This window comes from Coleofasciculus sp. G1-WW12-02 (assembly GCF_040219735.1).
GTDB lineage: Bacteria > Cyanobacteriota > Cyanobacteriia > Cyanobacteriales > Coleofasciculaceae > Coleofasciculus.
The window spans coordinates 1-12035 of record NZ_JAVJRX010000173.1; the positions used below are offsets into that span (position 1 = coordinate 1).

Sequence of the window (12035 nt, forward strand, 5' to 3'; positions counted from 1 at the left end):
AGATTCTCACGCGTTACTCACCCGTCCGCCACTCAACCCGAAGGTTGCGTTCGACTTGCATGTGTTAAGCAGACCGCCAGCGTTCATCCTGAGCCAGGATCAAACTCTCCATGTTAGAGGTTTTTTTCCAGGCTCCGAAACGCAAGCGCGTTTCGTTTCCAGTTATCCTTTAAGTTTGAGTTTGTCTCAGTTTCCTGATTAAACTCCATTTAGTTATTGACAAGGAGTTCTGTATACTTGGCTTTCAAACTATTGATTTTTCTAGGTTCGGTCGCTTGAGCCGTCGTTGCCTTCGTTTCAAGCGCATTTACCAATGTAGTGCCTATTTCAGAAGTTGTCAACCTTTTGAGAAAACTTTTTTTGAGAAAAGCTGAAACCCTTTACCAGAAGGGGATCTGAGCTATGCTTAAATTTAGAGCTAACCTGAGTAGCTTGAGAAAATTACCCCCGTTTGCCAAATGAGAGCTTTACCGCCATTGATCCTGCTAGATCCGATCCTCCAGAATTGGTTGTTAGAGGATATCGGTCGAGGCGATCGCACAACTCAGGGGTTATGGAATACCTCAGACAAAATGATCCAAGCCGAGTGGACGGCTAAACAAAGCGGAGTGATAGCCGGATTGCCGATCGCGAAACGGATCTTCCAACTTTTAAGCGATCAAACAAGTTTTGTGGCTGTTGTGGCTGAGGGGGAAGACTGTAATCCAGGACAGGTAGTTGCTCGTTTACAGGGGTCTATGGATACCCTATTGATGGGAGAACGAGTGGCTCTCAACCTAGCGATGCACTTAAGTGGGATTTCTACCCTCACCCGCAAGTATGTGGATCAACTCACCGATTTTCCCACTCAACTCGTCGATACCCGTAAAACCACTCCTGGGCTGAGACTGCTCGAAAAATATGCTACCCAAGTCGGCGGTGCGATCAATCACCGTTTTGGGTTAGATGACGCCGTGATGATCAAAGACAATCATATAGTAGCAGCAGGTAGCATCAAAGAAGCGATCGCTCATATCCGGACTCAAATGCCCTACCCCCTGAGGATTGAAGTCGAAACAGAAACTCTGGAGCAAGTGACAGAAGCGCTAGATCAGGGAGCTGACATCATCATGCTGGACAATATGCCATTGGAGAGGATGCAACAGGCTGTACAGATGATTCGCGCCAAAAATGACAGACTGAAAATAGAAGCCTCTGGGAATATCACCCTGGAAACCATTCGTGCTGTAGCCCAAACCGGTGTAGACTATATTTCCACGAGTGCCCCCATCACTCGCTCCACTTGGCTGGATTTAAGTATGAACTTACTGCACGAAAATCGGATTTAATCCCTAATTTTTTGAGCAAGCCATTTTTAGGATTTTTGGCAACGTCTTATCGTTTCAACACTTTACCTAGCGCATGACTTCAACCTTGGAACAACTAAAAGCCAAATTTGAGCAAGCATTGATTGCTGCTTTTGGTGAAACGATGGCAGGTACAGATCCCATGTTAGTTCCCGCCAGTAATCCCAAATTTGGTGATTATCAATCTAATGCAGCACTCTCTCTGGCAAAACCGCTAGGTCAACCCCCACGAGCGATCGCACAGACGATCATTAACCATCTCGATGTTGCGGATATCTGCCAATCCCCCACAGTAGCTGGACCCGGCTTTATTAATTTCACACTCAAACCAGCCTATTTAGAAGCCAAGCTGAATAGGATTCTCACGGCTCCTCGGTTAGGTGTAGAACCTGCTAAGCAGCCCCAGCAAGTTGTTGTGGACTTTTCCAGTCCAAACATTGCCAAAGAAATGCATGTCGGTCATCTGCGCTCCACGATTATTGGAGACTGCATTGCACGTATTTTAGAATTTCGAGATCATGATGTCTTGCGCCTCAATCATGTCGGAGATTGGGGGACTCAGTTTGGCATGTTAATTACCTATCTTCGGGAAGTTTGCCCAGAAGCCTTAACCACGGCTGAGGCTGTCGATATAGGAGATTTAGTCAGTTTTTATCGACAAGCTAAAAAACGGTTTGATACCGATGGAGCCTTCCAAGAATCTGCACGACAGGAAGTAGTAAAACTGCAAGCTGGAGCTGAAGATACCACAAGAGCTTGGCAATTGCTGTGTGAGCAATCCCGACGGGAATTCCAGGTCATTTATGACTTATTGGATGTTTATCTCACAGAACGGGGTGAATCATTTTATAACCCCTTACTTCCAGAAGTCGTCAAAGATTTAGAAACATCAGGCTTATTAGTGGAAAATCAAGGGGCTAAGTGTGTTTTCTTAGAAGGATTTACGAATAAACAAGGTGAACCTTTACCCTTGATTGTGCAAAAGTCGGATGGGGGTTATAACTATGCCACAACTGACTTAGCGGCACTACGCTACCGGATTCAGCAAGATGGGGCAAATCGGATTATTTATGTTACCGATGCTGGACAAGCGAATCATTTTGCCCAAGTATTTCAGGTCGCACAACGGGCAGGTTCGCTGCCAGAAAATGTTGAAATAGTGCATGTTCCCTTCGGCTTAGTGCTAGGAGAAGACGGGAAAAAGCTGAAAACTCGGTCGGGAGAGACAGTGCGATTGCGGGATTTATTAGATGAAGCGATCGTGCGATCGCGTGCTGATCTGGAAACTCGCATCCACGAGGAAGAGCGCCAAGAAACCGAGGAGTTCATTAATCAGGTGGCTCAAGTGGTTGGGATTGCGGCGGTAAAATATGCTGACCTCAGTCAAAATCGCACCAGCAATTATGTCTTTAGCTTCGATAAGATGCTATCGCTCAAAGGAAATACCGCACCATATCTGCTGTATGCTTATGCCCGGATTCAAAGTATTGGTCGCAAAGGTGGCGTTGATTTTGAGCAGTTAAGAACAAATTCTCAAGTCTCATTATCAAAAGATCAAGAAGTTGCACTGGCTAAGCATCTATTACAAGTCAGCGAGGTGATTAAAGAAGTTGAGAAAGAGTTGTTACCTAATCGTCTTTGTCAGTATCTATATGAATTGAGCGAGAAATTCAGTCAATTTTATGATCAATGTCCTGTGCTTAAAGCCGAGGAACCCGTGCGAACATCACGATTAATATTGTGTGACCTAACAGCTCGAACCTTAAAACTGGGATTATCATTACTTGGTATTGGGGTACTAGAACGGATGTAGAAATACCTCTTTTTTCTCACGGGCAATTCATCTCGCCGATGAATTGCCCTGTCTAGTTAAGCGCCGCTTCTCAATTTATCCAACACGCTGCGATCTTCCAACGTAGAGGTGTCTCCAGCCACATCTTGACCGGCGGCTAAATTCCGCAACAAACGCCGCATAATTTTACCCGATCGCGTCTTAGGCATTCCCTCAGTAAACCGAATCTCGCCGGGACGGGCAATTGCCCCAATCTCCTTAACTACATGCGCCTTGAGTTCATTTGCCAGTTCCTCTGTTGGACTATAGTTATCCTCCAACATGACAAAGGCAAAAACATCTTCCCCCCTTACCTCATCAGGTTTTCCGACCACAGCCGCTTCTGCTACCGCCGGATGGGAGACTAAAGCCGATTCAATTTCCATAGTCCCTAGGCGATGTCCAGAGGTATTAATCACATCATCTACGCGCCCCATCACCCAGAAATAGCCATCCTCATCCCGACGGGCACCATCCCCAGCAAAGTAGAAATACTGCCCTTCTTTCGGTGCAATATGTTCCCAATAAGTGCGGCGGAAGCGATCGGGATCACCATAAACCGTTCGCATCATTCCGGGCCAAGGGTGCTTAATCACCAGATATCCCCCCTGATTCGTCCCCACCGGATTGCCTTCTAAATCGACAATATCTGCCAGAATACCCGGAAACGGTAATGTAGCTGAACCCGGTTTGGTGGGAATCGCACCGGGTAGGGGTGTAATCATAAATCCCCCTGTCTCCGTTTGCCACCAGGTATCGACAATCGGACAGCGTTCTCCACCAATAATTCGGTGATACCACATCCAGGCTTCTGGGTTAATCGGTTCACCGACGGTTCCCAAAATCCGTAAAGAAGACAAGTCTCGTGCTTTGGGATGGTGTTCGCCCATTTTGATTAATGCGCGAATCGCCGTTGGTGCGGTATAGAAAATATTAACGCCGTATTTCTCCACCACATCCCATAAACAACCGGGATTCGAGGGACGGGGTGCGCCTTCATACATGAGTGTGGTAGCACCATTGGACAGAGGACTATAAACAATATAACTGTGACCCGTAATCCAACCCACGTCAGCGGTACACCAGTAGACATCGGTGTCTTTGAGATCAAATGTCCATTTCAGGGTGATATGGCTATAAAGGTTATAGCCGGCTGTGGTATGGACAACGCCTTTGGGTTTACCGGTTGTCCCAGAGGTGTAGAGAATGAACAGCATATCTTCACTATCCATCGGTTCGGCGGGACAGTCTCCCGATACCCCCGCTTGTAAATCATGCCACCAATGATCTCGCCCTGGTTCCATCTGGATTTTCTGCTGGGTGCGCTGAACCACGAGGACGTTTTCTACTGTAGGTGCGCCGTTATTGGCGAGGGCTTTATCGACTTCGGGTTTTAGGGGAACAATCTTATCTTTACGCCAACCGCCATCTGCGGTGACGACTAATTTCGCTTGGGCGTCTACTAATCGGTCTTTTAACGCTTCGGAACTAAACCCACCAAATACCACTGTATGCGGCGCACCAATCCTGGCACAAGCTAGCATCGCGATCGCGGCTTCTGGAATCATGGGCATATAAATCCCCACGCGATCGCCTTTTTTCACGCCTAATTGCTTAAGAACATTGGCAAACTGACAGACTTCCCGGTGCAGTTGAGCATAGGTTAGGGTGCGGGAGTCGCCTGGTTCCCCTTCCCAAATCAAAGCGGCTTTATTCCGTCGCCAGGTACTCAGGTGTCTGTCTAGACAGTTATAGGCAATATTCGTCTTTCCCCCGACAAACCATTTGGCAAAGGGAGGTTGCCAATCTAGCACTGTATCCCACTTACTGAACCAGTGCAACTCTTGTTCGGCTAACTCCGCCCAAAATTTCAACGGGTCAGCTTTTGCCTTGTCATAGAGGCGCTGATACTCCTCCAGACTCTTGATCTGGGCATTCTGGGAAAATTCAGCCGGGGGTGGGAATAGGCGTTTTTCTTGCAGAATCGATTCGATAGTGGATTCAGACATCGTTCACGGTTGTTATTTTCTACTGTACTCAAACCATTTTGAAGGCAGAGTTGCCTCAGTGAGCAATTTTGACGTTTTGTAAAGCTTACTTACCCCTCCATAGTGGCTGCATCTTTGCCTAAATCGGCTTCACCAATAGAAGTTTGTTTATCTGTGATTTTTTATACACAATTACTCTATTTTTCTAAAAAATCATTTAATTTAAAAAAGTAGCATGGCATGGCGTAAATAGAATACAGATCTTTTTCCTACTGTGTCTAGATCCAAACTTCTCTTTGTTTACCCCCGTGAGTTCTCCATCTCAAATGAAAACGCTATATGAAAGTCGTTCAACAAACGTTTACATTACTCACGCTCAAAGAACGTCCCATTGGGGTTTGGATATTGAGTAGTTTAACAGCAGCGATAGGATTTCTGATTTTTGTCTCCTCTAACTCATCGATTGATTGGTTCGGATTAGTTTGCATTGCCTTAGCCAACTTGATGATGTTCGTTAGTCCAGTGAAAACTTGCCAATTTGATAAACAGTGCCATTGGATAATGTTTAAGCAAAAAGGTTGGTTGGGAACTAAAGTTATCCACGTTCCAATTTACCAAGTTACTGACGTACAAGTCGAACCGATAAACCTATTCGGGCTTCAGTTGTATCGGCTCAGGCTGATTCTTTTATCGGGAGAGCCATTCTATTTGACGCCAATTCCTTCTACGGATTGTAAACTGCAACAAAAATTAGCCAGAACGATTGAAAATTTTATCAATCGCTAGGTCACGCCAACATTATAATTTAGATTATCCCTAACCTTTAGTCCGGAGTTCAAACTCCGGGCGGGTGTCTTCTAAATTATGAATCTGATTTCCCTGTTCTTGGAAAAATGGTCATTCAAGATGTACTTTTGTTACCACCGATCGCGTTGATTAATTTTTTAGCCGCAATTGCACCAATAGCAACACCGCCAACCATTTGCGCCACCTTGAAAGCCTGATCCAGATTATTATCAGGTAGATAGTGATGGAAAACTTCATCTTGTAGCCATTGTGCTGTAATCTTCAAATTGCGAGCTGGCGTAGGTAACAGTTCCAGATAAGTGCCTTGACGGATTAAATGACCGACTTCCCCCGTAACATTAAACTGTTCAAATAGGTTAGCCGCACTATTACTGATACCGAGTTTGAGCAATGTTCCCCGTATATTCACCTGAGCCGGTAGGAGTTGACGACCAAAAGCTAGGGCTGTTAAATTATGCGCGATCGCTATCCCTTGTTGATAGGCTACCTGTGCGGTTGGGGGTAAGGAATTGTCCTGAATCGCCGCACAATCGCCCCCGGCAAAAACCTCTGGGAAATCCAACAGTTGCAGAGTTGGTGTCACGTAGGGACGTCCGTGATCATCCCGCTTGTTTTTGGAAATGAGTAGGTCTTTAATTAAAGGATTGGTACTTGTTCCGGTTGTCCAGATAGCTGTTGATGTGGGTAAGGTACAAGTTTGGTTATCTTTCTTATACTCAACCGCATCGGGACGAATTGCTGTCGCTTGCGCCTCCATAATCAATTCTACGGGTACAGCGCGTTTTTGTAACTCCTGATAGGCGGGTTCCCGTAAGGGATCATTAATGTCACCTTTAAGGATTTGCGAACCATGATTAATCAAAACGATACGAATATCCTCCGGAGTACCCCCTAACGCCTGATACCAATGAGGGAGTAAATCCGCCAACATCGCCGCCATCTCCACCCCAGATGCTCCAGCACCAATGACGGCGACGGTTAGCAGTTGGCGTCGAAGGTGGGGATCGATGGTTTGCACCGCACGTTGCAGACAATCGCGCAGTTGCTGATCGATCGCGATCGCATTCTGTTGTGTTCGTAAGGGGAAAGCGTTTTCCTTGGCTCCTTCAACGCCAAAGTATCCAGTCACACTGCCTAACGCCAAGACTAAATTACTGTAATTATAGATTGTACCTGAGACTAATTTTACCTCCCGTTGCGGCAAGTCAATTTCTTTTACCGTATCTTGGACAAAAATCGCACCGCTATCCTGTAACAATTGATCAAAACGGGGTACAACTTGTTGAGCATCCATTTCACCACTGCAATATTCATAGAGCAACGGCTTAAAACAAAAGCGTTCATCTTGATCAATTAGGATGACACTGCGCGGATAATGTTGATGAGCTAAATGTAGGGCGGTAAACAGTCCTGTAAAGCCACCTCCAATAATTACTGTTTGATGAATTGGATAATTCATAATCCTACTCTTTGAATATCTACTGACTAATCAACCTTTTTGCCAAGGTTTTTAGTTAGATGAGTTGCCGTGCAAACCTTACATACAAAAGCGCCCCACTCTTGTTACCATCCCTTGAGATGACGTACTAGACCTGATTAACCGAAAATTGCGTTATCAATAAAAGAGTAGATACTATAACCTATTCTCATACGTCTTATCTTAGAACTGCTATGCCTCCTCGTTGGCCCCGCAAACCAGATCGTCGCGATGCAGCGTATCGACGCCTAGATGACCGAATGAACTTTGCTGTCCATGTCGCCGTGTTTGCGGCTTGTAATTCAGGTGTTTGGTTCGTCCGTACCATCCAGTATGCCAATTGGTCTTGGACGTACTGGGTAACGGGTATCTGGGGATTGCTCTTACTCGGACACGCCATTTATATCTTCGCGATCGCAGACTACACTCCCTCACCCAGTCAAGATAATTCGGCTAACTCTGCTCAAGGATAAACTAAGAATGTCAAGCTCACCCTATTGAATGGATTATGGCTAACCTAAATACCAGCGAAGCGATCGAAGCCTTGGCGGCTGAAATTGGTGATAATGTGTACATTGATGTTGCCAAATGGCATCTTTACTTACGGGATGCCCATTTACATACCTCTTTAGCTGAACGCCTCTATCCCCTGCTGACAGAGGACAGCCTTTCAGAAGACCAAGTGCTACAAATCTTGCAAAGTATACCCGTTGAACTGGGGAATGGTAGACGGGAAGTTTCCTTGGTGGATTTACTCCCAATGCAGTGTCAGGTTAATTTGCTGGATTTACTCGAAGAGTTTCAAAAGAAAATGTAATTCAGAAGACAATTGACCACTCAAGGCTAGGGATCATTAGTTCCGGGATGAGAACTAATGACCCTTTTTTTGCACAAAACAAGCGGGCTAAAAAAGATAGTCCCTGACTATTTGGTGTATCCTTTTAACCATTAGTGATCGCCTATCTCACTATCATACTCTGTCTTTTTCCCTATTAATGTGTTGACTCAGAACACCCCACCGTGACTGACTCAGCTAAGAGTTGCCACCGTTAACTATGGAGCAGCATTGGATCAAATTAAGTTATGAACGCAATACATATCTGATTGATCTCAATCGTATCAGTAGCTTTGTTTTTGCTAATAACGGTCGGTTGATATTTTGGTTACCGGATGGTAAGGTGCGGATGATTATCCATCCAAAAACTAATCCAGAGGCTTATCAACAAATTTTAGACTATGTGGAAAAGACCGCTGGGAAACTGATCAGTTCTACGGTGAAAGCTCAAACCAAAACTTAGTAAACTCACCGTTATAGGATGTTTTGACCCTCTGACATTGAAAAGCAACACCTCGATGAATTTTGCCGTATTACCGAAAGAACAAGGGAGCGATGTACTCCGTCAATACATTCGGAGTTTGTTTGTCTGCGGGGTATTGAACCCCATCGACAAACCCGCAATTGTTCCCGACGCTCACCTTCGGTAGAGCGCAGAGCTGCTTGCGGTTATAGCTCAAAAAAATCCAGAGGCTACAATTGCTAGCATGAATGATCCTAATGGGTGATTCCTCTATTACCTGCCATCCGCCTTCTTCAATCACGTAGCCTACGTTCTGGATTAATGAAGCCCTTACATTGCTCTCACAATCACGAAAATCCCCCAGGTAGTCGCTTTTGTCTCCACTGCGGTGAGAAACTGGATCAGGTAAACAATGGCAACATCGAGTCGGGGTTAACTTTGGCAGGACGTTATCGGATTGTACGAGAATTGGGACATGGGGGATTTGGACGCACCTATCTAGCTCAAGACTTGAATCGTTTCGGTGAAGCTTGTGTGCTAAAGGAATTCGCCCCCCAAGCTCAAGGGACTTTTGCCCTCCAGAAAGCCTCAGAACTGTTTGAGCGGGAAGCTGGGGTTCTCTATAAGCTGAAACATCCGCAAATTCCTGAGTTCCGAGAACTGCTGCGGGTGAAGCAGGAAGGAAAAGGACGCCTGTTTTTAGTCCAAGACTATATTCCTGGACACACCTGCCGCGCTATCTTAGAGGCACGCCGGAATCAGGGAATACGGTTTAACGAAACGGAAATCATCAAACTCTTGCGCCAACTTCTCCCTGTGTTGAACTACATCCACTCCCTAGGCGTGATTCATCGGGATATTTCCCCGGATAATATTATCATCCGTCAAGAGGATGGATTGCCAGTACTGATTGACTTTGGCGGTGTCAAGCAAGTCGCCGCCACAGTAGCCTCTCAAGTAATGGCATCATCCCCGGCTACAGCAACGCGCTTGGGTAAGGTGGGTTATGCTCCTCACGAACAAATGCAAGGGGGTATTATTTCTGCCAGTAGCGATTTATACGCATTAGGGGCAACGGTATTGGTATTACTCACCGGGAAAGAACCCTCTGAGCTAATAGATCCCCACACCTTAACCTGGACATGGCAGCGGGAAATTACCCTTAGCCCCACCCTCAACCGTATCCTGGAACAACTGCTGCAACCCCACCCCCAAAATCGCCCCCAAAGTGCGAATCAAGTCTTACAAGCCCTGACATCTCAATCCCCCTCGATTGCCTACTCCCCACCGCCACCGCCGTCACCGCCGACTCAAGCGACTGTCGCTGTCGCACCTAATCAGATTGCACCGACGCCACCATCCCCCCCAGCTCCTGTTGTCCCCAAACCGACGCCCACGGGTAACAATACCCCCGCCTTAGGCTGGGCAGGAAAATTTATCCTGGCATTGGTGTTTATTCTGGCAGCAGGTGGCTTTGGCTGGTGGGCGGGTAATCTGTGGATCGAAACGCAACTGCAATCCGAACAACGGAACGCTACGCCCATACAGGAGGACTTTGAGAACCCAGTGATTTCACCGGAGGAAGATGACGAACCCGAACCCTCCTCCGAGTTTTCCCAGGAAGAACAACAGCGCAAGCAAACCCTGCGGCGGCGACGGATGAATCTGGGTATCGATTATGACTTTTATGTCAGTTTAGTTGATGAAGCGTTTTGGAAGCAGTATCCTGCACAACAGGGATCTCAGTTAAGCACTGATCCAGAAGATGCTAGGCTTAGACAAGCCTGGGATGCGATCGCAGCAAATTTACTCACCCAGATCGAACAGCTTAATCTCACTCCTCAAGCCAAGCAAAAATTAGGCAGTTATGGCGCAGAAGATCGCGATCGCTGGAAAGCAAGAGTGAATCGCCTACGCCTGAGTAGTCGGGCGTTATACGATATCGCCGATGCTAAGTTTTTCCACGCCTTCCCCAAACAAAAAGGACAAGAAGGCACAGAATTTCTTGACCAACCCATGGGTCAAATCTGGCAAGCCACTGTTGCGGATACCGTCAAAGCCTTGCAATCCAGAGAGGCTTTAGAACGAATTGTGTTTGAACCGGGCGATAGTGGTAAAAAAGTAAGCGGAACACTTCAACCTGGAGAAGGCAAAGCCTTTACCGCCCAACTATCGGCAGATCAGGTTATGGAGGTGAATCTCTCCACCGCCGCCAATGCCTTATTCTCCATCTATAGTCCCACAGGGAATACAATCTTCCTGGAAGATTCGCGCGATCGCACCTTCTCCGGAAAATTGCCGGAATCTGGGTTCTATGAGTTTGTCGTGGTATCCGATGCGGATAAACCCATTGATTATCAACTTGATCTAACGGTTGAAAATCCTCCCGAATCGGACGTCTCAGTCGATGAATCCACAGAAGATTAATCTTTAGAATTAGAATTGGATGGATATAGCTTAATTAAAATAGGGGGTTTAGCAAAACAAGGGAAATTAACCACATCTGCTGGTGTCTGCTTAGAAGGATTGATATAGGGGTCAACCACACCCGCAATTTGTAACGCGGCGGTCACTAATTCTGAGCAAAATAGAGCCGAAAGGTCAAGTTTATTTCCTAACCCCACCTTATTCAAAAGCATCAACCCCGCTTTTGCCGCTTGTACTGTAGCGAAAGGTCTGCGTTCATTATAAGTTTGTCTCAACCACATCTGCATTTTAAATAAGTTATCTGGAGCAATGGGTTCCTTTAACGGTAGCCACCAAGCTTTGCCCTTATACATATCTAACCGTCGAGAGAGCCAATTAATTTGAACCCCTTTAATCGCTTTTCTGCCTGTGGGATCTCGCTCCGTCTGGGGTGCGGCTGATTCGATAATCAGTACACTTTTGCCAAATCCACCCCCCATTTCTACATCAACCACCATGGCGACATGGGAGTAGGGAGATTGAGTTGCCCACTGATTCAGGCGGGAAATGCATATCCTGCCCGAAAAAGCAATCAAGTCTCCGGTTTTCATGCGATCGCGTTGCCTCTAATCGGTGATTCTGTGGACAAAGGTTGAAAACTCGGCATAACTGTATCCATCCTGTCGGTGAATAGGTTGGCAGTACTTGTGGTTGATAATCTGAAGCTTGCTTTTAGCTGTGGAAATATCAAACTGCCCAGTCGCTCGAACCGTAACACGCCCAACATGAGTACCTACATTTTTGCCTGACCTAACAACAGCTCTCACCATGTCCCCAGTTTGAAACCCGTGAACAACCTTTACCCTTTTTCGGACAGCTAAT

Annotated in this window: 10 protein-coding genes, 1 rRNA gene and 1 pseudogene; 7 read left to right on the forward strand and 5 right to left on the reverse strand. The window is 46.3% G+C overall.

Annotated elements, in window-relative coordinates; all coding sequences use genetic code 11:
* Positions 1-115, reverse strand: a 16S ribosomal RNA gene (locus tag RID09_RS27285); the annotation flags it as partial.
* Between the two features lie 343 nt (positions 116-458).
* Between RID09_RS27285 and nadC the strand changes: the two genes are divergently transcribed.
* Together nadC and argS are read left to right on the forward strand one after the other, a co-directional pair.
* Positions 459-1328 carry a carboxylating nicotinate-nucleotide diphosphorylase gene (gene nadC, locus RID09_RS27290; RefSeq protein WP_446339059.1) on the forward strand — a complete coding sequence of 290 codons (870 nt, stop codon included), beginning with the start codon at positions 459-461 and terminating at the stop codon, positions 1326-1328.
* A 73-nt stretch (positions 1329-1401) separates the two neighbouring features.
* Positions 1402-3159: an arginine--tRNA ligase gene (gene argS / locus RID09_RS27295; protein WP_446339060.1), complete on the forward strand. Its 1758-nt coding sequence runs from the start codon at positions 1402-1404 to the stop codon at positions 3157-3159.
* Positions 3160-3215: 56 nt separating this feature from the next.
* On the opposite strand, the gene acs is transcribed toward argS, so the two are convergent.
* A complete protein-coding gene (gene acs, locus RID09_RS27300) occupies positions 3216-5186 on the reverse strand; it encodes an acetate--CoA ligase (RefSeq protein ID WP_446339061.1) in 1971 nt (656 codons plus the stop codon).
* A 318-nt stretch (positions 5187-5504) separates the two neighbouring features.
* On the opposite strand from acs, the gene RID09_RS27305 reads away from it, so the two are divergent.
* Complete coding sequence (locus tag RID09_RS27305; protein WP_446339062.1) at positions 5505-5951, forward strand: hypothetical protein; 447 nt, start codon at positions 5505-5507, stop codon at positions 5949-5951.
* A 115-nt stretch (positions 5952-6066) separates the two neighbouring features.
* On the opposite strand, the gene RID09_RS27310 is transcribed toward RID09_RS27305, so the two are convergent.
* Positions 6067-7431, reverse strand: coding sequence for an NAD(P)/FAD-dependent oxidoreductase (locus RID09_RS27310; protein WP_446339063.1), 1365 nt, complete (start codon positions 7429-7431; stop codon positions 6067-6069).
* Positions 7432-7643: 212 nt separating this feature from the next.
* On the opposite strand from RID09_RS27310, the gene RID09_RS27315 reads away from it, so the two are divergent.
* The 4 genes from RID09_RS27315 to RID09_RS27330 all read left to right on the forward strand — a co-directional run bounded on the left by RID09_RS27315 (position 7644) and on the right by RID09_RS27330 (position 11174).
* Complete coding sequence (locus RID09_RS27315) at positions 7644-7922, forward strand: 2TM domain-containing protein (RefSeq protein WP_446339064.1); 279 nt, start codon at positions 7644-7646, stop codon at positions 7920-7922.
* Positions 7923-7957: 35 nt separating this feature from the next.
* Positions 7958-8266: a DUF3181 family protein gene (locus tag RID09_RS27320; protein ID WP_446339065.1), complete on the forward strand. Its 309-nt coding sequence runs from the start codon at positions 7958-7960 to the stop codon at positions 8264-8266.
* Positions 8267-8504: 238 nt separating this feature from the next.
* Positions 8505-8747, forward strand: coding sequence for a hypothetical protein (locus tag RID09_RS27325; RefSeq protein WP_446339066.1), 243 nt, complete (start codon positions 8505-8507; stop codon positions 8745-8747).
* Positions 8748-9068: 321 nt separating this feature from the next.
* Positions 9069-11174 carry a protein kinase domain-containing protein gene (locus RID09_RS27330; protein ID WP_446339067.1) on the forward strand — a complete coding sequence of 702 codons (2106 nt, stop codon included), beginning with the start codon at positions 9069-9071 and terminating at the stop codon, positions 11172-11174.
* Here RID09_RS27330 and RID09_RS27335 read toward each other — a convergent pair.
* Together RID09_RS27335 and RID09_RS27340 are read right to left on the reverse strand one after the other, a co-directional pair.
* Entirely contained in the window at positions 11171-11764 is a 594-nt protein-coding gene (locus RID09_RS27335) for a hypothetical protein (protein ID WP_446339068.1), read from the reverse strand. The genes RID09_RS27330 and RID09_RS27335 overlap by 4 nt on opposite strands.
* Positions 11765-11779: 15 nt before the next feature.
* A pseudogene (locus tag RID09_RS27340) lies at positions 11780-12035 on the reverse strand (RNA-guided endonuclease IscB); the annotation flags it as partial.

Bases quoted from the DNA above. Each gene is read 5' to 3' on its own strand.
- nadC (WP_446339059.1), top strand. From the start codon at position 459: ATGAGAGCTTTACCGCCATTGATCCTGCTAGATCCGATCCTCCAGAAT.
- argS (WP_446339060.1), top strand. From the start codon at position 1,402: ATGACTTCAACCTTGGAACAACTAAAAGCCAAATTTGAGCAAGCATTG.
- acs (WP_446339061.1), bottom strand. From the start codon at position 5,186: ATGTCTGAATCCACTATCGAATCGATTCTGCAAGAAAAACGCCTATTC.
- RID09_RS27305 (WP_446339062.1), top strand. From the start codon at position 5,505: ATGAAAGTCGTTCAACAAACGTTTACATTACTCACGCTCAAAGAACGT.
- RID09_RS27310 (WP_446339063.1), bottom strand. From the start codon at position 7,431: ATGAATTATCCAATTCATCAAACAGTAATTATTGGAGGTGGCTTTACA.
- RID09_RS27315 (WP_446339064.1), top strand. From the start codon at position 7,644: ATGCCTCCTCGTTGGCCCCGCAAACCAGATCGTCGCGATGCAGCGTAT.
- RID09_RS27320 (WP_446339065.1), top strand. From the start codon at position 7,958: ATGGCTAACCTAAATACCAGCGAAGCGATCGAAGCCTTGGCGGCTGAA.
- RID09_RS27325 (WP_446339066.1), top strand. From the start codon at position 8,505: ATGGAGCAGCATTGGATCAAATTAAGTTATGAACGCAATACATATCTG.
- RID09_RS27330 (WP_446339067.1), top strand. From the start codon at position 9,069: ATGAAGCCCTTACATTGCTCTCACAATCACGAAAATCCCCCAGGTAGT.
- RID09_RS27335 (WP_446339068.1), bottom strand. From the start codon at position 11,764: ATGAAAACCGGAGACTTGATTGCTTTTTCGGGCAGGATATGCATTTCC.